Below are 24,052 nucleotides of genomic sequence, written 5' to 3' on the forward strand. Positions count from 1 at the left end.
AGTGGCAGGATTTTCAGCGCAGGAAGCCGATGATATCGCTGACTTCGTTCATCACCTTTTCGGCGCGGGCGCCGGCACGCTCGCCGCCATCGCGCAAGATCGCATCGATATGCGTCGTATCGTCCATCAGGCGGCGCATCTCACCGGTGATCGGGGACAGGACATGCACGGCCAGATCCGCCAGCGCCGGCTTGAACACGGAAAACTGCTGGCCGCCGAATTCCGAAATCACCTCCTGCTTGGTCTTGTCGGACAGGGCCGCATAGATGCCCACGAGATTTTCCGCTTCCGGGCGGCCTTTGAGGCCTTCCAGGTCCGAGGGCAGGCCTTCCGGATCGGTCTTTGCCTTGCGGATCTTCTTCAGGATCTCGTCGGCATCGTCCATCAGATTGATGCGCGACAGATCCGAGGGATCGGATTTTGACATCTTTTTCGTGCCATCGCGCAAGGACATGACGCGCGGCGCCGGGCCTTCGATCAGCGGCTCGACCAGCGGGAAATAGCCATGGATCGGCTCCTCGCCCACGACCATATCGACGCCGGTACCGGTCGCGCGGATCTTCTCCTGGAAGTCGATATTGAACTTCTGGGCAATGTCGCGGGCCAGTTCCAGATGCTGCTTCTGGTCGTCGCCGACCGGCACATGGGTGGCGCGGTAGACGAGAATATCGGCGGCCATCAGGCTCGGATAGGCCAAAAGACCGAGCGAGGCATTCTCGCGGTCCTTGCCGGCCTTGTCCTTGAACTGCGTCATGCGGTTCATCCAGCCGATGCGGGCAACGCAATTGAAGACCCAGGCCAGTTCCGCATGCTGCGGCACGGCCGACTGGTTGAAGACGATGTGCTTGACCGGATCGATGCCCGAGGCAATGAAGGCAGCGGCAATCGCGCGGATCTGGCCGCGCAGGTCTTCATGCACGAGCTGTACGGTGATCGAATGCAGGTCCACGACGCAGTAGATGCAGTCGTTATTGTCCTGCAGCGCCACGAATTTGCGGATCGCGCCGAGATAATTGCCGAGATGCAGATTGCCCGTCGGCTGGACGCCGGAAAAAACGAGCGGCTGGAAACTGTTCATGATGTCCTCATCAGGCTGGTGGAGGGCCACAGGCTTTCGGGAAAACAGGTCATCGGAAAGGGTGAAGATCTTTCCGCGTCCTGCCCCTGACGGCCATGGTGCTAACGGCGCGCTTGAAGCACGCCGAAGGGTCAGGGATCAAGAGGCTTGGTCACCAGAGAGCCGATTTCATGGCGGCATAGCCCCTGCGCACTGCCCAGAGGACCTATGCGGCTCAGTGGCGTGAGGGCACAGTGAACCGACCGACTATCGGGTTTTGCCTTGGCACCGCCATAAATGGTTAATGAAAATTAGGATTTAAGGCGAACTAATCACTAATTTGAGCAAATTTATCCTTACTCATGTCACTTTCTGAAACGAAATGCTCCATCACTTTCAACAGCCCCTCGTCTCATGCGGGGCGCCGAGCTGACGGAGATATCATGCGCATCCTGTTTTGCGTCGCGCTGGCCAGCGTCCTGTCCTTCACCAATGCCCTGGCAGCGGAGGACACCGGAGCGAAGAAGCGCCGTGGCAATCTGTTCAAGGAGGATTACAGCGCGACCTATACCGTGCAACGGGTGAGCGTGAAAACCGCCTGCTTCCCGGACCAGCTGGAAGCAATCCTGGCGCATATCGCGTCAGAGACCGGTCGCAAGCCGATCGTCACCTCCGGCCATCGGCCGCGATCCGGCGGTTCGCAGCATACGAGCTGTCTTGCCGCCGATATCCGCGTGCCGGGCGTATCCGACCGCACGATTATTGCCGCAGCCTCTACGGCGCCGGGCATTGGCGGGATCGGGCGTTACTGCAACGGCATCATCCATGTGGATGTCGGCCCGAAGCGCCGCTGGGTACATTGCGGAAAGTCCTGACGGGCCGCAGCTCTCAGGACTTCGGCTCTCAGGTCTTCGGCTTGCGCTTCAGGTTGCGGCGGATCATGCCGAGATCGGCACCGCCGATCAGGAAGGCGCTGGCGAAATAGACGACCATGGCAAGGCCGATCAGCCCAAACAGCGCAATGACCTGCCGCAGCAGCGATGTTTCCGGTTGAAGCCAGACGCCGGCATGACCGAGCGCATAGGTAAGGGCCGCGCACATGATGCCGGTCGCCACCAGAAGCAGGCCGGTGCGCCGTGCAAGCGCCCATTCCCATTTGAGATCGCCGCGATAGAGCAGCGTTGCAAATAAAAGCACGGTATTGATCCAGCCGGCAGCGGCTTCCGCCGTGGCAATGCCGCGCTCGGCGATCAGGGGAAACAGCGTGATGGCAAGGCCTGAATTGACCGCCACCGACAGCATGGTGAAACGCATCGGCGTTTTGGTGTCTTCGCGGGCATAAAAGCCCGGCTGCAGCGCCTTGATGAGCACGAAACCCGGCAGGCCGAGACCATAGATGGCAAGAATAGAGGCGACCACGGCGGTATTGTCCGCTGAAAAGGCGCCGCGCTCATAGAGCACCCGGATGATGGCATCCGACAGAACCCAGATGCCACCGGCCGCCGGCAGTGTCATGAACAGCACGAATTCCAGCGAACGGTTCTGGATACCCGCCGCCTCTTTCATATGGCCGCCCTTCAGCGCCCGCGACAGTTCCGGCAACAGCACGACGCCAACGGCCACACCGACGACGCCAAGCGGCAGCTGGTAGATGCGATCGGCATATTGCAGGGCGGCAATCGCCCCTTCCTTGCTGGACGCAATCGCCTGGCCGATGATCTGGTTGATCTGCGTCACACCGCCAGTAATGGCGGCCGGCACGGCCAGGATCAGCAGGCGCTTCACGTTCGGTGTCATGCGCGGCATGCGGAAGCGGATGCTGATGCCGGCCCTCAGCACGCCGACATAGACGACAGCCAGCTGCAGGATACCCGCCACCAGCACGCTCCAGGCCAGATACCAGGCGGTCTGTGCCGGATCGGAACCCGTCCACAGCGCGTAAAACAGCGCAGCGATCATCACCACATTGAGGAAGACCGGGGCAATAGCGGCAGCAAAGAAATGGTGCAGCGAATTCAGCATGCCGCTCAGCATTGCCGTCAGCGACATGCACATCAGATAGGGAAACATCACCACGGCGAGACGAATGGTGGTTGCCGTCTTTTCCGGATCATCGGCAAAACCGGGTGCGATGATCCAGCGCACCAGAAGCGGCATGGAAAGCTGCATGCCGATGGTGATGATCAGCAGCGCCGAAAACAACACGCCGAAGACTTCCTCGGAAAAGCGCTTGGCACCATCAAGGCCGTTTGCCTCGATTTCCTTGGAAAACAGCGGTACGAAGGCGGCGTTGAAAGCGCCTTCGGCAAACAGCCGACGAAACAGATTCGGAAAGCGGAAGGCGGCGTAGAACACATCGGCCATCGGCCCGGTGCCGAGCGCTGCCGCCATCATCGTTTCGCGGGCAAAGCCGAAAATGCGGCTGCCGAGCGTGGCGCCGCCGACGGTGGCGAATTTCTTGACGAGGCTCATGCGTCCGCCCGGCTCTTGCGCGGCACATTGCCGGTGGTAACAGCTGCCGGGTCCGGTGCGATGATGCCGGACGGCATGCCACGGCGCAATTCGTCCTCCTGTTCGGAGATCACCGTCTTCAACCGTGTCAGGATGGTGCCCTGACGGTTCTCATTGCTGACCTTCTGCCCGACAAGGTCGGTCACATAGAAAGTGTCGATGACCTTTTCACCAAAGGTGGTGATGCGCGCCGAATGGATGTCCAGCGACAGGTCGGCCAGCACCACGGTCATGTCGGCGAGCAGGCCGGTACGGTCAAGGCACTCGACCTCGACCACGGTGAATTTGTTGGACAGCGTGTTGGAGATCGTCACCGAAGGATGCACGGTAAAGGTCTTGTTGCGCTTCTTGGACTTGGCGCGGGTGGCAATGACTTCCGGCAGGCGCTTCTTGCCCGACAGCACGTCCTCGATCATTCGGCCGATCGTGCCGCCACGCCGCAACTCGTCCTCATCGTTCTGGAATTCGCGATTGATGAGAATGGTATCGAGCGCGCGTCCATCCGTGGTGGTGGAGATCTGCGCATCGGCAATATTGGCCCCGGCTGCGGCGCAGGCACCGGCAATGATCGACAGGAGGCGCGGGTGGTCGGGCGCCAGCACGGTGATTTCGGTGATGGCCCGGAAACTATCGGTGCGTACCATGGTCGCCAGAACCTGGCCGGCCTTGTCCGTATCGCGGATGAAGGTGGCATGGCGCACCTGATCTTCCAGCGCGACCGACAGGAGATAGGGCTGATAATGCAGCTTCGAATAGGTCTTGCGATCCTTCTGGCTCCAGTCGCCAAGCGCCTTGGCCAGTGCCTCTTCGGAGGCCTTGGCGCGCTCCTTGCGCGACACTTCCGAAAAGCCGCCCGACAGCAGAAGCTCGGTTTCATAATAGAGCGTGCGCAGAAGCTGGCCCTTCCAGCCATTCCACACACCGGGGCCAACCGCGCGGATATCGCAGATGGTCAGCACCAGCAGCATTTTCAGTCGGTCGAGCGATTGCACGTTTTCGGCAAAATCGGTGATCGTCTTGCGGTCATGCAGGTCGCGCGTCTGGGCCACCATCGACATCAAGAGATGCTGGTCGATCAGCCATGACACCAGTTCCACCTGTTTCGGCTTCAGCCCGAAGCGGGGTCCAAGCTTGCGCGCCACGCGGGCGCCGGCAATCGAATGATCCTCCTGGCGGCCCTTGGCCACATCATGCAGTAGCACAGCGACATAAAGCGCCTCGCGCTCCTCGATATGTGGCAACAGCTTATTGGCCAGCGGATGTTCTTCGGCAAAGCGGCCCTTGTCGATATCCGACAGCGCCTCGACGGCGCGGATCAGATGCTCATCCACCGTATAGTGGTGATACATGCTGAACTGCATCATCGCGACGATCTTGCCGAATTCTGGAATAAAGCGGCCGAGCACACCGGCCTCGTTCATGCGGCGAAGCGTCAGTGCCGGCTCCAGTCGCGAGGTCAGCACAGAGAGGAACAGGCGGTTTGCCTCGGCATTTTCGCGCAGATCGTCATCGATCAGAGACAGGCTGCGGGTAATCGCCTTCAGCGCATCCGGGTGATATTCCAGCCCGTGCAGGTCTGCCACATGAAACAGGCGGATAAGGCTGACCGGATCGCGCTTGAACACATCCGGATCCGCCAGCGCAATGCGCCCCTGGTCTTCGACGAATTCGGCGCTGCCGGGAATTTTCCGCACGCGCTTGCGAAAGCGGGAAATCACGCCGGAAATGCCGGGTGCCGGCTTTGCCTGCTCTTCTTCCAGTGCGGCACAGAGAATGCGGGTCAGATCACCGACATCCTTCGTCACCAGGAAATAATGCTTCATGAAGCGCTCGACGGCCGAAAGGTTCGGGCGGTTGTGATAGCCGAGGCTTTCGGCAATCTCGCGCTGGATATCGAAGGACAGGCGCTCTTCCGCCTTGCCGGTCAGAAAATGCATCTGGCAGCGCACGGCCCAGAGAAAATCCTCGGACTTCTGGAAAAGGCGCAGTTCCTGGCGCGATAGCACGCCAAGCTTCACCAGCTGGGCCGTATCGCGCACGCGGTAGTGATATTTGGCAATCCAGAACAGTGTCTGGATATCGCGCAGACCGCCTTTGCCTTCCTTGACATTCGGCTCCACCAGATAGCGCGTATCGCCGGCCTTCTGGTGGCGCAGGTCACGCTCGGTAAGCTTTGCAGCGATGAAATCCTGACCGCCATGATTGACGATTTCCGCATCGAAACGGGTTTCCAGCTCCTTCGCCAATGCCTTGGCGCCGCAAAGATAGCGCGTTTCGAGGATCGCAGTGCGGATCGTCATGTCCTGCTTGGAAAGCGCGATGCATTCATCCACGGTGCGCGTCGCATGGCCCACTTTGAAGCCGAGATCCCAAAGCACATAGAGGAGAAACTCCACTGCCTTGCGCATGTCCTCGGTATTCTTGGGCGGCAACAGGAACAGGAGATCGATATCCGAGCCCGGCGCCAGCGTTCCACGACCATAACCGCCCACCGCCGTGACCGTCACATGCGGCGCTGCCGTCCTGTAGAGATGCTTGGCAACCGTTTCATAGATGATGCAGATCAGCTGGTCCTGAACCCAGGAAATCCGCTCGGCGCAGTTGAGGCCGCTGCCATCGACAGAAAGTGCGGCGCGCGCCCGGTCGCGGCCTTCATTGCTGGCCCGGCGCAGCACAGGCAGGAGAGCGGCGCGCATTTCCAGAAGCTTGGTCGAACTGCGCCGCGCGATCGTCTCGCATTCCTCGCGCAGATGCGCCAGATCCAGAAGTTCCGAATAATCTATTTCGTGTCTTGCCATGTTATCCTGCCGGTGCGGCTCCCGTATGGCGCTATACCGTTTCGCTGTCGCTTTGCACAATCAAATCGGTCGAATGCCTCAAACCGGCACACTGGTGCTCTTTGCCTTGCCATCCGGTTTCGCCCCCGCGCCACATGCCCTGCCCCGCTGATGTTTCGCAAGACTTGGTTTCCCAGGGGTTACCGGATCAGGCTGCGCGGCGAAGTGCACGCCATTGCGACGGGCTGGCATCAGTCACGCGGCGAAACTCCCGATTGAAGTTGGACTTGGTGGAAAACCCGCAATCGAACATGATCTCGGTCAGCGGCTTTTCGGTCTCTTCCAGCAGCCGGCAGGCTTCCCGGATGCGCCTGTTGTTGACGAATTGCGAGACATTGAGGCCTGTGATCCGGTTGATGGCGATCGACACCTCGCGGGCCGGCAGGCCTGCGCGGCGCGCCAGTTTCGCCAGGCTCAGATCGTCCTGACGATAGAGGTCATTGGCATCAAGGGCGGCTTCCACGCGCGACAACAGCGCCTTATCCGCCACCGTCGGCTGGACGACAGCCACCGTCATGGCCGATCCGCCGCCGCTTCGTGGTTCCGGCGCAAAATAATAGACAAGCACCACGACAATGGCGGCAATATTCATGGCGCTCACCGCAAGCGGCACATAGGCTGGTCCGTAAAGCGCGACAAAAATCGACACCAGGCCATCGGCCAGACCGAAAAACGCCATCAGCCCGGCAGTCAGCCGCGCCGCGCGCAAGGCCGGAATCGTTCGATCCAGCGATGCTTCGGCCACGGCTTCCGGCTCATTCAGCGTCAGCCGGTAAAGAAGCACCGCATAGAACAGAAAAATTGAAACGAGAAGAATATCCACCAGCGGCCAGACAAATGTGATCCCGCAGGCAACCGCAATCGGTGCGCCCAGATGCAGCCAGGAATGGTGGATGGGAGAGGCAGACAGAGCCCGAAAGGCGAGAAAGGCAAGCGGCGGCATGGCTGCCGCAGTGATTGGCTGGACAGGCCCAAGCGCCTCGATACCATAGCCGAAACGCAGGCCGACAATCATGCCCTGCACGGCGTAAGCTGCCAGAAACACAAAGAGATAAAAGCGAGAACCGCCCGTTTCCACACCCCGCAGATTGCGAAAGAGTGTCAGCGCGAAGGCAAGGCCGGCGATGAATGGCAGCGGGACGGAAAGCAAGGAAGCGCGCCTCGATTGGCCTTAGACAGGGTCAAGATGGCCTCTATCATGTTTGAGGTCATCATGCATGGGGAAAGCGGCAAGGTGTGGGGCATCATCACCGCCCCTCCAGCTGTCGGCCTTGTCACCCCAACTGCTTCTTCAGCGCATAAAGCGCATCCATCGCCTCGCGCGGGGTCATGTCATCGGGGTTGAGCGCCTTCAGCGCCTCCTCGACCTTGGACGGTCCCCGCCTTTCCTGTTCCTTGCGCACCGCCACCTGAAACAGCGGCAGGTCATCGATCAACTGGCTTGCCGGGTTCTTGCGGTCGGCATCTTCCAGTCTGTTCAGCACATCGCGGGCGCGCGAAACGACTGCATCAGGCAGGCCGGCAAGCTTTGCCACCTGGATGCCATAGGAACGATCGGCCGCACCGGGCCCCACTTCATGCAGGAAGATGACATCGCCATCCCACTCCTTCACCCGCATGGTGGCATTCGACAGCCGTCCAAGCTTTTCAGACAGCGCCGTCAACTCATGGAAATGCGTGGCAAACAGGCCCCGGCAGCGGTTGGCCTCATGCAGGTGCTCGACGGACGCCCAGGCAATCGACAGACCGTCGAAGGTTGCCGTGCCGCGTCCGATTTCATCGAGGATGACCAGCGAACGGTCGGTTGCCTGGTTGAGGATGGCAGCGGTTTCGACCATTTCCACCATGAAGGTGGAGCGACCGCGCGCCAGATCGTCGGAGGCACCGACGCGGCTGAAAAGCCGATCGACGACGCCGATCTGTGCTGCATGGGCCGGCACGAAGGAGCCCATCTGCGCCAGAATGGCAATCAGCGCATTCTGGCGCAGGAAGGTCGATTTACCGCCCATGTTCGGGCCGGTGAGCAGCCAGAGCGCGCCAAACCCGCCATCGCTATTGGGCGATAGATCGCAATCATTGGCAATGAACGAGCCCGAGGATTGCCGGCGCAGCGCCTGCTCGACCACGGGATGGCGACCGCCCTCGATGTTGAACTGGCGCGAGCCATCCACCTGCGGCCGGCAATAATTCCATTCCTCCGCCAGAAGCCCGAGGCCTGCCGCCACATCGATGATGGCAAGTGCGCGCGCGCCGGCCTTTACCGCATCGGCTGATGCCAGCACCGCTGCCGTCATGCGCTCGAAGGCGGCAAGCTCGATAGTCAGCGCCCGGTCGGCGGCATTGGCGATGCGGGTTTCCAGATCGGCCAGCTCGGTCGTGGTAAAGCGCATGGCGTTCGCCATGGTCTGGCGATGGATGAAGCGGGCCTTGGCGTCCGGCGTATCGATCATAGGGCCGGCATTGCCGGCGGTCACCTCGATGAAATAGCCGAGCACATTGTTGTGCTTGATCTTCAGCGACTTGATGCCGGTCTCTTCGGCATATTGCAGCTGCAGGCCGGCAATCACACGCCGCGACTGGTCGCGCAGGGCCCGCACCTCGTCCAGCTCTTCATGGGCGCCGTCACGCACAAAGCCGCCATCCCGCTTCATCAGCGGCATGTCATCAGACAGCGTTTCGGCCAGCAATTGCTCGACCTCGGCCGGCAGCGCCTGCAGATCGATCTGCGCCTGCGACAATTCTTCCGGCAAAAGTGCGACCGACAGCAGATCAAAGACGCGTCGCGCAGCGGCAAGCCCCTGGCGGATGGCATCGAGATCACGCGGACCGCCCCGATCCAGCGCCAGGCGCGACAAAGCACGCGGCATGTCCGGCACATGTTTCAGCGCGGCGCGCAGATCGGAACACAGCGATGGCTCGTCGATCAGGAAGGCCACGCTATCGAGCCGACGACTGATTTGAGCCGGATCGGTGAGCGGCGACATCAGCCGTTCGGACAGCAGCCGCGCGCCGCCGCCGGTCACGGTGCGGTCGATCGCCTTCAACAGCGAGCCGTCGCGATCGCCAGACAGCGTGCGCGTCATTTCCAGATTGGCACGGGTGGCCGGATCGATGAAGAGGGTAGAGCCGCCGCTTTCCCGCTCCGGCGCGCTCAAGGGCGGGCGCTCGGCAATCTGGGTCTTTTCGACATAGGCGACGGCCGCTGCCGCTGCGGCAAGTTCGCTGCGCGAAAACGTGCCGAAGCCATCCAGCGTGCCGACGCCGAAATAGCGCGTGATACGGTTTTCCGCCGTCGCACTGTCAAACAGCACGCCCGGTTGCGGCACGGCCACGCGGCCGAGAATGTCGAAGGTCGTCTTCAGCTCTGGATCATGAAAGACCGTATCGGGCACGATCAGCTCGCGCGGCTCGATGCGCAGGATATCGGCCAGAAGCCGAAGCGGCGTGGTTTCCGCCACCCGGAAGACGCCGGTCGAGATATCGATCCAGGCCAGCGCCATCAGCGTTTCGCTTCCCCCGCGAATGCGGGCAAGCGCCATCAGATAATTGGATTCAGAGGGCGAAAGAAGCTTGTCCTCCGTCAGCGTGCCGGGGGTAACAAGCCGCACCACATCGCGCTTCACGACGGATTTGGAGCCGCGCTTGCGCGCTTCTGCCGGATCTTCCACCTGTTCGCAGACGGCGACGCGGTAGCCGAGCGAAATCAGCCTTTGCAGGTAATCATCGGCGGCATGGATCGGCACGCCGCACATCTGGATGTCCTGGCCCATATGCTGGCCACGCTTGGTCAGCGTAATGCCGAGCGCACGGGCCGCCTCCACCGCATCCTCGAAGAACAGCTCGTAGAAATCGCCCATCCGGTAAAAGAGCAGCGAATCCGGGTTGTTCGCCTTGATCTCGATATACTGCTCCATCATCGGAGTGGCCGTGGCACGGCTTTCCGCAGACATCAGCGCGGCTGTATTCAAGGTTTCTGAGATAGAGCGTTCCAAGGATTTCCCGGTGGTTTTCTGTTGCGCGCAGTGAACCGCGACCTTATCGATTATGCCCGGGACAATACAACAGAGCGCGTCCGAAACTCGGGCGATGCCCACAACATGCTGGAGGAGACATGTCTGCCAAGGAAACCCGCCCGACCTCGGGCGAGCCCCGTAAGCGCGCCTCTGTGACGGAGCAGGAAGCGCTCGACTTTCACAGCAGCGGCCGCCCCGGCAAGCTGGAAATCACGCCGACCAAGCCGATGGCCACCCAGCGCGACCTGTCGCTGGCCTATTCGCCAGGCGTTGCCGTGCCGGTGAAAGCCATCGCAGCCGACCCGGAAACCGCTTACGACTACACGACGCGCGGCAATATGGTCGCCGTCATTTCCAACGGCACGGCCATTCTTGGACTTGGCAATCTCGGTGCGCTGGCCTCCAAGCCGGTGATGGAGGGCAAGTCCGTTCTCTTCAAACGCTTTGCCGATGTCGATTCCATCGATCTGGAAGTCGATACGGAAAATGTCGACGAATTCATCAATTGCGTGCGGTTTCTCGGCCCATCCTTCGGCGGCATCAATCTTGAGGATATCAAGGCGCCGGAATGCTTCATCATCGAAAGCCGCTTGCGCGAGCTGATGGATATCCCGGTCTTTCACGACGACCAGCATGGAACGGCGATCATTGCAGCCGCCGGTCTCATCAACGCGCTGGAGCTGACCGGTCGCGACCTGAAGACCACCAAGCTCGTCTGCAATGGCGCAGGCGCTGCCGCCATCGCCTGTATCGAGCTGATCAAGGCCATGGGCTTTGCGCCGGAAAACATCATTCTTTGCGATACCAAGGGCGTCATCTACCAGGGCCGCACCGATGGCATGAACCAATGGAAGAGCGCGCATGCCTGCAAGACCGGCCATCGCACGCTGGAACAGGCCATGGAGGGCGCCGACGTGGTGCTCGGCCTGTCGCAGAAGGGCGCCTTCAGCGTCGAGATGATCCGTTCCATGGCCGACAAGCCGATCATCTTCGCCATGGCCAATCCCGATCCCGAAATCACGCCGGAGGAAGTGGCGCGCATTCGCGATGACGCGATCATGGCAACCGGGCGCTCGGACTATCCGAACCAGGTGAACAATGTTCTCTGCTTCCCCTATATGTTCCGTGGTGCGCTGGACGTGCGGGCACGCCAGATCAACGACGCCATGAAGATTGCCGCCGCAAGGGCGCTGGCGGATCTGGCACGCCAGGATGTGCCGGATGATGTTGCCGCCGCCTATCAGGGTGTACGTCCACGCTTTGGGCCGCAATATATCATTCCCGTTCCGTTTGATCCGCGCCTGATTTCGGCAATCCCCGTGGCGGTTGCCAAGGCCGCCATGGACAGCGGCGTGGCACGCAAGGCAATTGCCGATCTCGATGCCTATGGCCGCCAGTTGTCGGCACGGCGCGACCCGATTGCCGCCACCACACAGGGCATTTACGAGCAGGTGCGCCGCAGACCCAAGCGCGTGGTGTTTGCCGAGGCCGAAGAAGAGCAGGTGATGCGCGCCGCCGTGTCCTTCAATGCGCAGGGACTGGGCACCGCCATCCTGCTCGGCCGCGACGACATCATCCGCTCGACGGCCGAACGCGCCGGCATCGAGCTTGACCGTCCGGGCATCGAGATTGTCAACGCACGGCTTTCCACCCGCGTGGAAGCCTATATCGACTATCTCTATGCAAGGCTTCAGCGCGAGGGCTATCTGCAACGCGACGTACAGCGCCTGATCCACAACGACCGCAACCATTTCGCCGCATGCATGGTGGCGCTGGGTGATGCGGATGCCATGGTGACCGGCACGACGCGCAACTATGCCACAGCGCTTGCGGATGTTCGCCGCTGCATCGATGCAAAGCCCGGCCACAAGGTGATCGGCGTCTCCATCATCGTTTCGCGCGGGCGTACCGTCTTTGTCACGGATACGGCCGTGCATGACATGCCCTCTGCCGAGGATCTGGCCGATATCGCGGTGGAAGCGGCCCGCATGGCGCGGCGCATGGGCTATGAGCCGCGCGTCGCCATGCTTGCCTATTCCACCTTCGGCCAGCCGCGGGGTGAACGCTCCGAGCGGGTGCGCGAAGCTGTGAAGATACTCGACCAGCGCCGTCTCGATTTCGAATATGATGGCGAGATGGGGGCCGATATTGCACTGAATACCACGCGCATGGAGCAATATCCCTTCACACGGCTTTCCGGCACGGCCAATGTTCTGGTGATGCCGGCCATCCATTCGGCGGCGATTTCGACACGCATGCTGGAGGAACTGGGCGGCTCGACGCTGATCGGCCCGCTGCTTGTCGGTCTCGACAAGTCGGTACAGATCACCTCGATGGGCGCCAAGGATAGCGATATCGTCAATATGGCAGCGATTGCCGCCTATAATGCCGGCATGTGAGCCTTCTTGCTGACAGGACCCGAGTGGATTAAGCTTCCGGGCTGAAGTCCACTCGGGTGCCTGCCATGAAGACTGTCACTATAAAGCACGCCCAAACCCATCTGTCCCGCCTTGTCGAGGAGGCAGCAAATGGCGAAGCTTTCGTGATTGCCAAGGACGGCAAGGCCATGGTGCAGGTGATGCCGCTGCCGGTAGACGAGAAACCCGTTTCGAAAACGAAGCGGCGGGCAGGGTTTCTGAAAGGCCAAGCCACCGTCCCTGATGACTTCAACAGCATGTTTGCCAAGGAAATCGAGGAGATGTTCTACGGCGAGCCGAAATGAAGGTTCTTCCTGATACGCATATTCTCATGTGGTTTGCAGATGACGCCCCGCGCCTGACCAATGAGATGCGCAATCTGCTCGAAGATGACGAGAATGATGTGTTCTTCAGTGCGGCAAGCTTATGGGAACTGACGATAAAACGTGCTTTGAGACGGGACGGATTCAATGTCGAACCGCGGTTGCTTCATAGGGCTCTTCTGGCGAATGGCTTTAAGGAAGTAGCCGTGAATACGCAGCACGCCTTCGTTCTCGAAACCCTGCCCCTCATCCACAAGGACCCCTTCGACCGCATCTTGATTGCGCAAGCCATCAGCGACGGCATGCTTCTCCTGACATCGGATGAAACGGTGGCCAAATACCAGGGACCGATCCGGCTGGTTTGAACAAGGCTACTAGATTCAACTGGCGAAGCGACCGGCATCGGCACCGTAATAGTTGATATAGCGACCGGAAATGGATTCGATCGGCAGCACCACCAGCACATCGGTGGTGTTGAAGGCCTGATCGACGACGGCACCATTGCCGATCATGGCGCCGAGCCGCAGATAGCCCTTGATCAGCGGCGGCATGGCCATCAGCGCCCGCTTCGGGTTGATGGCTTCGGCAGGCATTAGATCCATTTCGCAATGCAGTTCGGGGCGGGCGGATGCGGCCCATTCACCCTTGGCAAGCACCGACTGGTGGAGGAAAGACAGAGCCAGCGCGTGGCTTTCCGGTTGCACGCCGGGGAAGGATGCGCAGCCGAACAGGGCATGCATATTGTGGCGCAGCGCATAGGCCCAATTGCCCTGCCAGAGAAGTTCGACCGTGCGCTTGGTGCGATAATGCGGCAGCACGCAGGAGCGCCCCAGTTCCATGAAGCGCTTGCCCGGATGGCGTGCCAGCAAGGGCTCGATATCAAATTCAGACGATGAATAGAATCCGCCATGCGCCATGGCCACATCCTGGCGCAGAAGCCGGTAAGTGCCGACGATCTGGTCTTCCGGATCGCCATCAATGGCCGTATCGACCACCAGAAGATGGTCGCAGATCTCGTCGAAACTGTCCATGTCGCGCTTGCGCCGCATGGCATCCTGCGGCAGCTGCGCATGCATTTCCTCGACGAAAACGCGGTAGCGCAGCGCCTGGGCCGCATCGACTTCGCGGGCCGAGCGAGCAAGCCGCGTCTCCAGCGTACCGATGCGTCCGAGGATCTCGGAGCGAGCCAGCGTCAGCACGCGTGGATGGTCAACGTCCAACGCGACGTCACGTTCGATGAAGTCAATAGTCATTTCGATTCACCCGTCCCCAGTATTCTCCCCATAAAACACCGATCTGCGACAGGAAAGTGACATGGATCCTGCGCAAGGCAGGGACGCGCATCAGTAGAGGGCTTTCACGATGCATCGCGCAGGGGGCGCGCCGAAAGAACCGAGCGGACCTCTTCCAGCAATTGCTGCGGATCGATGGGTTTTTGAAGCACACGCCGTGCACCGCCGGCCATGACGCGATCGGTGACATTGCTATCGGTCTCGCCACTCAGAACCAGAAGCGGCGCCGATGCATTTGCGGCACGACCGCCCCGGCCAAGCAGCGGCAGGACATCTGCCAGGTCGCCATCCGGCATGTGGATATCCGATATGATGAGATCGGTATGGCCATCCGCCAGCGCTGCCTTCTGCAGGGCTGCCAGATCCGAGACATGATGCACGATGCAGCCAGCCTTGCGCAGTACCGCCCCCACCATCATGGCGCTGACCGGATCGTCTTCGGCCAGAAGCACCGAGAGCCCCACGTGCCGACGGTCGGTCTGGGCGGCTTGCGGCTCCGCGATGGCCGAGGCCAGCTGGCGGCCGGCGGCACCGCCGAGACGTCCGCGCAGCACATCGACCAGCGATTGTTCGCGCAGCGGGCGGATCAGCCAGGCATCATAGACATCCCAGGGCTGCGTCCCGCGTTCCTCGGGGCTGACAAGAAGAATGCGGCGCAGGTCCTGCGCGGCGGGTCCCATCTGTTCAAGGCCACAGATGCGATGATCGACCACCATGTCGGTAAAGGCGACCCCCTGGCGTTCCATCTGGGCGATGGCCCAATCGGCCTCTTCGACCGATTTCACATGACGGCAGCGGCCGCCCAGGGTTTCGATCGTTGCAAATGTTGCCGTGGCCGCCGGGCCAACAGGCGCCAGAAGCAGGACGCGCGAGGAGCGCAAAAGCAGCATTCGGTCGCTGCCTTCCTTGCCAGCTTCCGCAGACAGAGCCGGAAAGCGGATGGAGAAGGTAGTGCCCACGCCCTTTTCGCTGGCCACAGAGAGCGAGCCGCCGAATTCATGCAGAATGCGGGCGGAAATCGACAAGCCAAGGCCTGTGCCGCCGCTGCGTTCATCTGCCGTGCCTGTTTGCTCGAACTCGCCAAAAATCCGCTGGCGTTCCTCGGCTGTCATGCCGGGACCGGTATCGGCAACGGTGATGACGATGTCGCGTCCATCCAGGTTGACACGGATGAGCACGCCACCGATCTTGGTGAACTTGACCGCATTGCCGATGACGTTGAAAAGAACCTGGCGCAGGCGCGCCGGATCGAAATCCATCAGGCTCGGCACGTCGAAGGAGACCGTTGAGCCGATCTCGATGCCCTTCTGATGCGCCCTCGGCGCCAGCATTTCCACGACGCTTTCCAGAAGCTGGCGCAGGTTTTCCGCACGGCTATTGAGACGAAAGCGGCCTGCCTCGATGGTGGAATAGTCGAGAAGGTCATCGACCAGCTGCGCAAGTGCCGATCCGGCCTGGCGAATGCCGCCGATATAGTTCTTCTGCTCCAGCGTCAGAGCCGTCTGGTGCAGCAATTGCCCCATGCCCAGAATGCCGTTGAGCGGCGTGCGCAACTCATGCACCACGGTTGCCAGCTGCCGGCTCTTGGCAGCGCTCGCCTCCTCGGCATGCAGGCGTGCTTCCTCGCGAAGATGGGCCAGATGGCGTTCGGCCGTGACATCGCGGGCGGCGCTGAGGATCATCAGATCGCGGCTCACCGCATCGCGCACCACGACATCCTGCCAGGCGTAGATTTTCACGCCCTCACCGCTGGCAATCTCGATATCGCGCGGCTGCGCCAAGACATCGCAGGACAGTGGCAGGCCAAGTGCTTCGAGCGTCTGTCCCTGCGGGTTCGGGCAGCCGGTCGCGGTGCGAAAGCTGCGGTTTGCCGCCTGGACCATGCCATCCAAAGAGCGCACCACCGCTGGAATGGCAAGAAGATCATTGCTTTCAAGGAAAGATCGAGAACCGGCCGAAAGAAGCCCATCGGCGCAAGAGGGTGAACCAACCCCGGTATCCACCGCTTCAACCCCTGCCTCCAGGCCAGCGAAGCGGCTCATGGCGCCCACGCGGTTGAGAAAGCTTGCCAGAACACTCGTTTGTGCCGAAGGTTGGCGGCGCGGCAGTTCCACGGGTGCAACACCCGGTCCCACGGGTGCCACAGTCTGGTCGGTGGTATCCGAACCAAACGCGGATCGAAGTCGGGCCTGCAGGTCGGCAAGTTCGCGCATGCTGCGTGCAGTAACACAGCTTTCCTTCATTTTTACTTACGACGCCGCAGTCAATTGTGACTGCGGCTCGTTATTTTGCACTTTCCTTGCGCCTGGAATGCAAAATCTCGTCCAAAATGACACAGCCAGCCCCGACGGTGATGAAACTATCGGCCAGATTGAACACAGCAAATGACCAGGTCTGTGTATAGAAGAGGATGTAATCCACCACATGGCCATAAACGAGCTTGTCGATGATATTGCCAAAGGCGCCGGCGATGATGAAGGCAAAGCCGGCATGGGCAAATGGCCGGTCCTTTGGCGTGCGGCGCCAGAGCCAGAGCACGAAGATGACGATCAACACCCGCATGCCGATGATGAACGAACTGTCCAGATGATCGAGCATGGAGAAGGCGACGCCGAGATTATAGGTCCGGTAGAGCGCCAAGAACGGAATGACCGGCACCATTTCCTGCAATGGCAGATAGGCCTCCACGGCAATCTTGATCAACTGGTCGGCCAGCACTGCCAGCACAACAAAGACAAAGATCGGCAGCGGCCGGGAAAACAGCGTGGGCTTTACTTCGCTCGTCGTCATTTGGCCTCCAGCGCCAGGAGATGGCGACGTGCCTCAAACAGCATTACGGCGGTTGCCACGGCCAGATTGAGCGAATCCGCCCTGCCCTCCTGCGGAATGCGCGCCAGGCGATCGGCCGCTCCCGCCAGCTGTTCCGGCAGGCCTGATTGCTCATTGCCCATCAGGAGAATGGTCGGCTTCTTCCTGTAGTCGATGGTGCGATAGTCGACAGAGCCCGCCAGATGCGTGGCGACGATCTGCCCGCCGGATTTCCGGCTCCAGGCGAGAAAATCATTCGGCACGGCGCGGTAAAGCGGCATGGCGAAGATCGAGCCCATGGTGGCCCGCACCGTTTCCAGCGAAAAGGGATCGGTCGATTCGCCGACCAGGATCACGCCCGAAGCGCCCGCCGCATCCGCCGTGCGGATGATCGTGCCGAGATTGCCCGGATCACGCACGCGGTCGAGCGCCACGAAGGTCTGGCCCTGCTCAGGGTGAAGATCCTCCAGGCGCTGCCATTGCTGCTCGAAGATGCCGACCACCATTTGCGGATTATCGCGACGGGTGACCGACGAGAGAACCTTTTCGCTCACCTCCAGCACCAGACCGCCACGCGCCACGGTCTTGGCCGCCACCTGCTCCACCAGCGGCTTGCCCTTGGCCGCCTTGGCATAGACCAGAGTGCGGATGGTCCAGCCCAGTTCCAGCGCGTCGATGACGAGCTTCAACCCCTCGGCCATGAAGGTGCCGCTTTCCTCGCGGTCCTTCTTGTTGGAGAGCGCCTTGATATCCTTGATAATCGGGTTGGAAAGGCTGGTGACTTCCTTCACCTGGCCCACCCGGCCAGTGCCGGGGCGTCCGGCCATGCTGCGCTCGTCGTCGTTCATGGGTTCACCCAGCGGCTGAAAAGAGATGTTGAAAGGGCACGGCCACGCGTCTGGCCATCAAGGCCTGCCTCGCGGATCACCAGTTCGCCCGATTCGACGATGCCACCGGCACCGCGCATGGTTTCGCGCATCAGTTCATGGATGGAATAGAAGCTGGCGCGGATGGAATAGGCCGTCAGCACGAGGCCGATGGCCTTTGGCGACAGGATCTGGCGGCAGACATCCAGCATCAGCGGCAATTGTTCAAAGAGATGGAAGACCTCGCCATTCGGGCCACGACCGAATTTCGGCGGATCGGCCAATATGATGTCATAGCTATTGCCGCGCCGTTCCTCGCGCAGGATGAACTTCATGGCATCCTCGCAGATCCAGCGGATCGGCGCCTTGTCGAGCCGCGACAGCGCCTGGTTCTCGCGGGCCCAGCCGATCGCCTTTTTCGAGGCATCGACATGCGTCACTTCAGCACCGGCAGCGGCGGCCACCAGCGAGGCAACACCTGTATAGCCGAACAGGTTGAGCACCTTCACGGGCCGCCCGGCTTTTTCCGCCTGTTCCTTCACCCAGGCCCAATGGACGATCTGCTCGGGAAAGACGCCGACATGGCGAAACGCGGTAAAGCGGCCAAGGAAATCAACGTCGAGCAGCGAAAGCGGCCAGGTTTCACCAAGGGCGGCGCGGGGAAAACGCCAGCGCCCCATGCCATCTTCATCCGTATCGCCGGTGAAAATGGCATCGGCATTTTCCCAGACATGCGCGGGTAGCGTCGGCTGCCACAGCGCCTGGGCTTCCGGCCGCACCACACGGTAATCGCCATATTGCTCAAGCTTCAGCCCGGCGCCGCTGTCGATCAGGTGGAAATCGCCGGCTCCGCCGGATTCCAGAATAACAGGCACGCGTTCCATCGGCAGATCGCCGCTGCGTGGCAGAAGCGGCCGGGTTTCGGCAGCGATCTGCTTTGCCTGGGCACCCGCATCAGGTTTTTCCGTCTTCAGCGCCTTTTGCGGACGCGACGAGGATCGGGTTTCACCACCATCGCGACGCTGCGGCGTGGCCGGCTTTTGATTGGAACGCGGCGCAGGCCGCTCAGGTTTCTTGTTCAACGCGTCAATCCGCTGTCTTTAAGGCTTTGCCGTGCAAATAGCATTGGCACGGCCCTTGGCAAAGCGCTTTCCCTTCTGCGATACAGGAAGGTGAAGGGTCTGCGGGGAGGCAGGCTCGGGAGGACGATCATGGATATCAGTGGTGAAGAGCGAATTGCGGCACCGCGTACTGTCGTGTGGGAAGCGTTGAATAATCCAGACATCCTGCGCCAGTGTATTCCCGGCTGTCAGAGCCTGGAACAGACATCACCGACGGAACTGGCCGCCACCGTTAGGCTGAAGATCGGCCCGGTCTCCGCCAGCTTCAACGGCGAAGTGACGCTGGGCGATATCAAGGCGCCGGAAAGCTACCGGATTTCCGGCGAAGGCAAGGGCGGCATTGCCGGCTTTGCCAAGGGATTTGCCGATGTCGTGCTGGTGGAGCAAGGTTCCGAGACGATCCTGACCTACAAGGCCGAGGCACAGGTGGGCGGCAAGCTGGCGCAACTGGGTTCACGCCTCATCGGATCCACTTCGCAGAAGCTCGCGCAGCAATTTTTCGCCAATTTCAACGCCGCGCTGACGACACCCGCCACCGAGCTGTGAGGCATCCGGTGACGGCGGATCAATCGTCAGGCTTTTGCGGCAGGCACCAGAGCTTTTGTATCGCTGCTGCGCTTGGCATCCGGGCGAACACGGTCCTTTTGCCACTGCAATGCGGCGCGCGCTTCCGTGCGCACCTGCTTGCGGTATTTCGCCTGGGCAAGCCAGGTGGCGGCTGAGCCGATCAACATGCCGACCAGCAAAGCGAGAAACAGAAAGACGAAAAACGGTCCGGAGAGGGAAAGAACCTGATCACTGGGCTGGAACGGATTGAGCGCCAGCGTCACGCTCTGGCGATTGGCAACGCATAGCACTATCAGAATTATGGCGAGCGGTATGAAAACCAACAGGCTGACGATTTTCTTGATCCGGTTCATCACATGCTCCCGACAGATGCAGCCTTGACCGCGCCAGAAGGCGCAGCCGTTTCGATCAGAAGAATAGAACGCAAGCAGGCGCTTTCAAGGCCAAGGCGCAACCCTGCGTCACTCGCGATCAATCATCCTCATCGACCAGATCGGGATTGAGCCGCTCGCGCAGTTCCTTACCCGTCTTGAAGAACGGAACCCACTTTTCCTCGACGAAGACCGTATCGCCGGTGCGTGGATTGCGACCGGAGCGCGCCGGCCTGTTCTTGACGGAGAAAGCGCCGAAACCGCGCAGCTCGACACGATTGCCGGCGGCCAACGCATCGGTGATCTCATCGAGAACGGCATTCACAATATTCTCGACGTCGCGGTGGTAGAGGTGCGGGTTGCGGGCCGCAACAATCTGCACCAGTTCTGACTTGATCACGGCTTCCCCCTGAAAGGATTGAATTTTCAATCCTTACCAACCTGCCAAACGGAGACAAGACCGTCAAGGAACAAGTTCCGGCCAAGCCAATTCTGGACCGCGGACGGTGCGCCTGCCGGATCAAAACCGGCCAGACGGGCAAGACCGCTGATGGCGGAGGTCAACGAGAGAAGGTTGCTGTCCTCTTCCCGTTTCCATTCGACGATCGGCAGATCCTGCGAAAGGCCGCGCGAGGTGAGGTAGGCGCGGATCTCCGGCGTGCCGCCGAGCGCATCCACCAGCTTGACCTTCAGCGCCTGACGGCCGGTGAAGATCGAGCCATCGGCCAGACGCAGCACCTCTTCGCGCGGCAATCCCCGGCGTTCCGCCACCAGATCAACGAACCAGTCATAGCTGTCCATGACCATGGCACGGATCATTGCCTTGGCATCTTCGCTGGGCGCGTGAAAAGGCGAAGGCTCGGCCTTCAGGGGCGCCGATTTGATTTCCTCCAGCGAAACACCGATCTTGTCGAGAAGGTCTTTGGCCTGTGGATATTGGAAAATCACGCCGATCGAACCGGTGATCGAGCTTTCGCCGGCAATGATCGTGTCGCCGGCAGAGGCGATCATATAGCCCGCGGAAGCTGCCAATGTGCGAATATCGGACACGACCGGCTTTTCCGCAGCCACGGCACGCAGCGCCTTGTAGATCCTCTCGCCGCCATAGGTCGTGCCGCCAGGCGAGGAAATCGACACCACCAGCGCCTTGACATTGGAACTGCGGCGGATCGTATCGAGCCGCTCCAGCAATTCACGATCATCGGTAATCACGCCGGAAATATCGACACGCGCCACATGCGCACGGCCAGTTCCTGCGCCCCGCTCGCTGAGCGTCGCATAGAAGGTGAAGCCGACGGCGACCAGAAGCACGGCCACCGCCACACGCCAGAAGGTGAGCTTGCGGCGCAACTGCCGACGGTCCGCGATTGCCTGTTGATCCATCGATCATTCCTTCATGTCCAAAGAGGGCTTGCGGAGAGCTCCGACCCAGCCGAATCGCCCTGCCCGCAAGCGCGACCCCCGCCCATTTCTATGTCGGCTGGCTACCTGCAAACTCCGCCGATACCAACTCAGACCCTAATGTGCCGGCACAGCCTTCGCAAGAGAATGCGGCATGGCTACACCAGTCGCCAATGGAATTGCCGCAGAATCCGCGTTATCGAAAATGTCTGCTTGGCAGGTCGCGCCATCGTGACTACACGTGTTTGTGTCGCTCATTATTGTTTGTTGATAAACAAATGCCATATTGGGCGCCGAAGGAAGTTCCGGACCGAATGCGGCCACGCCCGCGACCGAGATGGCCACATAGGTTTTCATGCTGCAAAAACTGATTCGTACATCACAGGATATGCCTGAAGCCGCTGCGACGGGTGACGCCTACAAGGCGGCGCTTGCGCATTCGCGGCATGTGCGACGCTTGCGCATTATGCTGCCGGTAGCGGCCGCCGTCATTTCGGCCATTTTTATCGCCGTCTCCTTCGTGCGGGCCTACCTGCCCGAAAATATCACCATCCAGAGCGCCAAGATCGAGGACGGCAAGATCGTCATGGAAAGCCCGGCCATTGCCGGCCGCAATGACAAGGGCATGTCCTATTCGATGACCGCCACCCGCGCGCTCCAAGATCTCCTCAATCCGAACATGATCACTCTGGAAAATGTCAAGGCGGCCATGCCGCTGAATGATGATGTAGTTGCACGCGTCACAGCGCAAGGCGGCATTTTCGATCGTTCGGCCGATCGCCTGGACATGAACAAGCCCTTCCAGGTGGACCTCAGCAACGGTATCACGGCCAATTTTGAGGATGCCGTTCTCGACGTACCGCGCAGCATGATGGAGACATCCGCTCCGGTACGGATTACGATGGAGCAGGCGTCGATTGTTGCGAAGTCGATGAAGATAACAGATAACGGTAAAACCATCCTCTTTGCGGGTCAGGTCCAGGTCAATCTGGCAGGCTCCGCACTCACCCATCAAGGCAACAAGAGCCCGGCCCCATGACCCTTCGCCGTCCCAACGCCCATTCGATCCTTTCCTGTCTTGCAGCCGGCATGGCGCTTGCTGCGCTGGCTTCGCCCGCGCTTGCCCAGTCTTCCACCACCAAGAAGATGGATGGTATGAAGCTGTCCAATGACCAGCCCATCCAGATCCAGAGCGATCAGCTCGAGATCAAGGACGAGGAAAAGAAGGCTTATTTCACCGGAAATGTGGAAGTCGTGCAGGGCGCGACGACCATGAAGACGACGAAGATGACCGTCCTCTACAAGGGCGAAGGCTCGTCGGTAACGGCCGGCGATACCGATATCGACAAGATTTACATGGACGGCAAGGTTCTCATCACGTCAGCCGCCCAGCAGGCGACAGCCGAGAACGGCGTGTTCGACATGGCAACGCAAACCTTCGTGCTGACCGGCAAGCAGGTTGTGCTGTCCGATGGCGCCAATGTGTTCCGTGGCTGCAAGCTGACCGTCCTGATGAACACAGGCGAAGCCAAGCTCGACAGTTGCGGTGGCCGCGTCGAGATCATGCTCGACCCCAAGTCCCGCCAGAAGCCTTAAGCAAAAGTAACCAGACACGATGTCCCTGTTTTCCCGGCGCCCCGAGGCGGTCGCACCCGAAGGTTTCGACCCGCGCGACAAGGCACGCTATGACGGCACGCTGATCGCGCATGGCCTGACCAAGACCTATGACACGCGCCGCGTCGTCAACGGGGTCTCCATGATCGTACGGCGTGGCGAGGCTGTTGGCCTGCTCGGCCCCAATGGCGCCGGCAAGACCACCTGTTTCTACATGATCACAGGGCTTGTCGCGGTCGATGAGGGCATGATTGCCATCAACGGCAATGACGTGACGCGCATGCCGATGTATCGCCGGGCACGCCTCGGCGTCGGCTACCTGCCGCAGGAAGCCTCGATCTTTCGCGGGCTAACCGTGGAAGAAAACATCCGCGCCGTGCTCGAAGTGCATGAATCGGACCGCAAGAAGCGCGAAAACAAACTCAACGAACTGCTGGAAGAGTTCCATATCAGCCGGTTGCGCAAATCGCCTGCCGTGGCGCTCTCCGGCGGCGAGCGTCGGCGCCTTGAAATTGCCCGCGCGCTGGCCACAGACCCGGCCTTCATGTTGCTGGACGAACCTTTTGCTGGCGTCGATCCGATTTCTGTATCCGACATCCAGAATCTCGTGCGCCACTTGACGGCACGCGGCATTGGGGTTTTGATCACGGACCACAACGTGCGCGAGACATTGGGCCTCATCGACCGGGCCTATATCATCCACGCGGGCGAAGTGCTGACCCATGGCCGTGCCGACGATATCGTCAACAATGCCGATGTGCGTCGTCTCTACCTCGGTGACAAGTTCAGTCTCTGACGCAGAACTGACAAGAAATTTGCTTTCAGATCACCTGCACGCTTGACCAAATCTATTA

Annotated in this window: 21 protein-coding genes; 8 read left to right on the plus strand and 13 right to left on the minus strand. The window is 60.6% G+C overall.

Annotated elements, in window-relative coordinates; translation table 11 throughout:
- Positions 1–13 precede the first annotated feature (13 nt).
- On the minus strand, positions 14–1,078 hold the full coding sequence (gene trpS, locus E8M77_RS06820) for a tryptophan--tRNA ligase (protein ID WP_137129873.1): 1,065 nt from the start codon (positions 1,076–1,078) through the stop codon (positions 14–16).
- Positions 1,079–1,500: 422 nt separating this feature from the next.
- Here trpS and E8M77_RS06825 point away from each other — a divergent pair, with 422 nt between their 5' ends.
- Complete coding sequence (locus E8M77_RS06825; protein ID WP_137129874.1) at positions 1,501–1,932, plus strand: DUF882 domain-containing protein; 432 nt, start codon at positions 1,501–1,503, stop codon at positions 1,930–1,932.
- Between the two features lie 28 nt (positions 1,933–1,960).
- Here E8M77_RS06825 and murJ read toward each other — a convergent pair whose 3' ends face one another.
- From murJ to mutS, 4 genes are all read right to left on the minus strand, one after another.
- Positions 1,961–3,529: a murein biosynthesis integral membrane protein MurJ gene (gene murJ / locus E8M77_RS06830; protein ID WP_137129875.1), complete on the minus strand. Its 1,569-nt coding sequence runs from the start codon at positions 3,527–3,529 to the stop codon at positions 1,961–1,963.
- Positions 3,526–6,366: a [protein-PII] uridylyltransferase gene (locus E8M77_RS06835; RefSeq protein ID WP_137129876.1), complete on the minus strand. Its 2,841-nt coding sequence runs from the start codon at positions 6,364–6,366 to the stop codon at positions 3,526–3,528. Before E8M77_RS06835 ends, murJ begins: the two co-directional genes overlap by 4 nt.
- Before the next feature lie 187 nt (positions 6,367–6,553).
- Positions 6,554–7,555: an AraC family transcriptional regulator gene (locus E8M77_RS06840; RefSeq protein WP_137129877.1), complete on the minus strand. Its 1,002-nt coding sequence runs from the start codon at positions 7,553–7,555 to the stop codon at positions 6,554–6,556.
- Between the two features lie 124 nt (positions 7,556–7,679).
- Complete coding sequence (gene mutS / locus E8M77_RS06845) at positions 7,680–10,355, minus strand: DNA mismatch repair protein MutS (RefSeq protein ID WP_137129878.1); 2,676 nt, start codon at positions 10,353–10,355, stop codon at positions 7,680–7,682.
- Positions 10,356–10,516: 161 nt separating this feature from the next.
- Between mutS and E8M77_RS06850 the strand changes: the two genes are divergently transcribed.
- The 3 genes from E8M77_RS06850 (at position 10,517) to E8M77_RS06860 (ending at position 13,523) form a co-directional block, all read left to right on the plus strand.
- On the plus strand, positions 10,517–12,817 hold the full coding sequence (locus tag E8M77_RS06850; protein ID WP_137129879.1) for an NADP-dependent malic enzyme: 2,301 nt from the start codon (positions 10,517–10,519) through the stop codon (positions 12,815–12,817).
- A gap of 65 nt (positions 12,818–12,882) precedes the next feature.
- Positions 12,883–13,140, plus strand: coding sequence for a type II toxin-antitoxin system Phd/YefM family antitoxin (locus E8M77_RS06855; protein WP_137129880.1), 258 nt, complete (start codon positions 12,883–12,885; stop codon positions 13,138–13,140).
- Positions 13,137–13,523, plus strand: coding sequence for a type II toxin-antitoxin system VapC family toxin (locus tag E8M77_RS06860; RefSeq protein ID WP_137129881.1), 387 nt, complete (start codon positions 13,137–13,139; stop codon positions 13,521–13,523). The genes E8M77_RS06855 and E8M77_RS06860 overlap by 4 nt, the downstream gene beginning before the upstream one ends.
- Positions 13,524–13,538: 15 nt before the next feature.
- Here the strand turns inward: E8M77_RS06860 and E8M77_RS06865 are convergent, their stop codons facing one another.
- The 5 genes from E8M77_RS06865 to E8M77_RS06885 all read right to left on the minus strand — a co-directional run bounded on the left by E8M77_RS06865 (position 13,539) and on the right by E8M77_RS06885 (position 19,206).
- On the minus strand, positions 13,539–14,411 hold the full coding sequence (locus E8M77_RS06865; protein WP_137129882.1) for a GNAT family N-acetyltransferase: 873 nt from the start codon (positions 14,409–14,411) through the stop codon (positions 13,539–13,541).
- 104 nt (positions 14,412–14,515) lie between these two features.
- Positions 14,516–16,663, minus strand: coding sequence for an ATP-binding protein (locus tag E8M77_RS06870; protein WP_170975771.1), 2,148 nt, complete (start codon positions 16,661–16,663; stop codon positions 14,516–14,518).
- Between the two features lie 70 nt (positions 16,664–16,733).
- Positions 16,734–17,240, minus strand: a complete 507-nt coding sequence (lspA, locus tag E8M77_RS06875; RefSeq protein WP_137129884.1) for a signal peptidase II — start codon at positions 17,238–17,240, stop codon at positions 16,734–16,736.
- On the minus strand, positions 17,237–18,085 hold the full coding sequence (locus E8M77_RS06880; protein WP_137129946.1) for an RNA methyltransferase: 849 nt from the start codon (positions 18,083–18,085) through the stop codon (positions 17,237–17,239). Before E8M77_RS06880 ends, lspA begins: the two co-directional genes overlap by 4 nt.
- Before the next feature lie 17 nt (positions 18,086–18,102).
- Positions 18,103–19,206 carry a class I SAM-dependent methyltransferase gene (locus tag E8M77_RS06885; RefSeq protein WP_170975772.1) on the minus strand — a complete coding sequence of 368 codons (1,104 nt, stop codon included), beginning with the start codon at positions 19,204–19,206 and terminating at the stop codon, positions 18,103–18,105.
- Between the two features lie 129 nt (positions 19,207–19,335).
- On the opposite strand from E8M77_RS06885, the gene E8M77_RS06890 reads away from it, so the two are divergent.
- Complete coding sequence (locus E8M77_RS06890) at positions 19,336–19,791, plus strand: carbon monoxide dehydrogenase subunit G (protein WP_137129886.1); 456 nt, start codon at positions 19,336–19,338, stop codon at positions 19,789–19,791.
- A gap of 26 nt (positions 19,792–19,817) precedes the next feature.
- On the opposite strand, the gene E8M77_RS06895 is transcribed toward E8M77_RS06890, so the two are convergent.
- From E8M77_RS06895 to sppA, 3 genes are all read right to left on the minus strand, one after another.
- Complete coding sequence (locus E8M77_RS06895; RefSeq protein WP_246659156.1) at positions 19,818–20,165, minus strand: DUF1049 domain-containing protein; 348 nt, start codon at positions 20,163–20,165, stop codon at positions 19,818–19,820.
- 118 nt (positions 20,166–20,283) lie between these two features.
- A complete protein-coding gene (locus E8M77_RS06900; RefSeq protein WP_137129887.1) occupies positions 20,284–20,583 on the minus strand; it encodes an integration host factor subunit beta in 300 nt (99 codons plus the stop codon).
- Positions 20,584–20,609: 26 nt separating this feature from the next.
- Positions 20,610–21,566 (minus strand): signal peptide peptidase SppA, encoded by a 957-nt coding sequence (gene sppA / locus E8M77_RS06905; RefSeq protein ID WP_137129888.1) that lies wholly within the window; start codon positions 21,564–21,566, stop codon positions 20,610–20,612.
- A 406-nt stretch (positions 21,567–21,972) separates the two neighbouring features.
- Here sppA and lptC point away from each other — a divergent pair, with 406 nt between their 5' ends.
- Genes lptC through lptB form a run of 3 tightly spaced genes read left to right on the plus strand, consistent with a single transcriptional unit; the run spans position 21,973 to position 23,994 of the window.
- Positions 21,973–22,623, plus strand: coding sequence for an LPS export ABC transporter periplasmic protein LptC (gene lptC, locus E8M77_RS06910; RefSeq protein ID WP_246659157.1), 651 nt, complete (start codon positions 21,973–21,975; stop codon positions 22,621–22,623).
- On the plus strand, positions 22,620–23,180 hold the full coding sequence (locus tag E8M77_RS06915; protein WP_137129890.1) for an LptA/OstA family protein: 561 nt from the start codon (positions 22,620–22,622) through the stop codon (positions 23,178–23,180). Before lptC ends, E8M77_RS06915 begins: the two co-directional genes overlap by 4 nt.
- 19 nt (positions 23,181–23,199) lie before the next feature.
- A complete protein-coding gene (gene lptB / locus E8M77_RS06920) occupies positions 23,200–23,994 on the plus strand; it encodes an LPS export ABC transporter ATP-binding protein (RefSeq protein ID WP_137129891.1) in 795 nt (264 codons plus the stop codon).
- Positions 23,995–24,052: the final 58 nt, after the last annotated feature.

The organism is Rhizobium sp. FY34 (assembly GCF_005222845.1).
Lineage (GTDB): Bacteria > Pseudomonadota > Alphaproteobacteria > Rhizobiales > Rhizobiaceae > Neorhizobium.

What these genes read in the sequence shown, in the direction of transcription:
- trpS (WP_137129873.1), bottom strand. Translation starts at nt 1,078, where the DNA reads ATGAACAGTTTCCAGCCGCTCGTTTTTTCCGGCGTCCAGCCGACGGGC.
- E8M77_RS06825 (WP_137129874.1), top strand. Translation starts at nt 1,501, where the DNA reads ATGCGCATCCTGTTTTGCGTCGCGCTGGCCAGCGTCCTGTCCTTCACC.
- murJ (WP_137129875.1), bottom strand. Translation starts at nt 3,529, where the DNA reads ATGAGCCTCGTCAAGAAATTCGCCACCGTCGGCGGCGCCACGCTCGGC.
- E8M77_RS06835 (WP_137129876.1), bottom strand. Translation starts at nt 6,366, where the DNA reads ATGGCAAGACACGAAATAGATTATTCGGAACTTCTGGATCTGGCGCAT.
- mutS (WP_137129878.1), bottom strand. Translation starts at nt 10,355, where the DNA reads ATGTCTGCGGAAAGCCGTGCCACGGCCACTCCGATGATGGAGCAGTAT.
- E8M77_RS06850 (WP_137129879.1), top strand. Translation starts at nt 10,517, where the DNA reads ATGTCTGCCAAGGAAACCCGCCCGACCTCGGGCGAGCCCCGTAAGCGC.
- E8M77_RS06855 (WP_137129880.1), top strand. Translation starts at nt 12,883, where the DNA reads ATGAAGACTGTCACTATAAAGCACGCCCAAACCCATCTGTCCCGCCTT.
- E8M77_RS06860 (WP_137129881.1), top strand. Translation starts at nt 13,137, where the DNA reads ATGAAGGTTCTTCCTGATACGCATATTCTCATGTGGTTTGCAGATGAC.
- E8M77_RS06865 (WP_137129882.1), bottom strand. Translation starts at nt 14,411, where the DNA reads ATGACTATTGACTTCATCGAACGTGACGTCGCGTTGGACGTTGACCAT.
- E8M77_RS06870 (WP_170975771.1), bottom strand. Translation starts at nt 16,663, where the DNA reads ATGCGCGAACTTGCCGACCTGCAGGCCCGACTTCGATCCGCGTTTGGT.
- lspA (WP_137129884.1), bottom strand. Translation starts at nt 17,240, where the DNA reads ATGACGACGAGCGAAGTAAAGCCCACGCTGTTTTCCCGGCCGCTGCCG.
- E8M77_RS06880 (WP_137129946.1), bottom strand. Translation starts at nt 18,085, where the DNA reads ATGGCCGGACGCCCCGGCACTGGCCGGGTGGGCCAGGTGAAGGAAGTC.
- E8M77_RS06890 (WP_137129886.1), top strand. Translation starts at nt 19,336, where the DNA reads ATGGATATCAGTGGTGAAGAGCGAATTGCGGCACCGCGTACTGTCGTG.
- E8M77_RS06895 (WP_246659156.1), bottom strand. Translation starts at nt 20,165, where the DNA reads ATGAACCGGATCAAGAAAATCGTCAGCCTGTTGGTTTTCATACCGCTC.
- sppA (WP_137129888.1), bottom strand. Translation starts at nt 21,566, where the DNA reads ATGGATCAACAGGCAATCGCGGACCGTCGGCAGTTGCGCCGCAAGCTC.
- lptC (WP_246659157.1), top strand. Translation starts at nt 21,973, where the DNA reads ATGCCTGAAGCCGCTGCGACGGGTGACGCCTACAAGGCGGCGCTTGCG.
- E8M77_RS06915 (WP_137129890.1), top strand. Translation starts at nt 22,620, where the DNA reads ATGACCCTTCGCCGTCCCAACGCCCATTCGATCCTTTCCTGTCTTGCA.
- lptB (WP_137129891.1), top strand. Translation starts at nt 23,200, where the DNA reads ATGTCCCTGTTTTCCCGGCGCCCCGAGGCGGTCGCACCCGAAGGTTTC.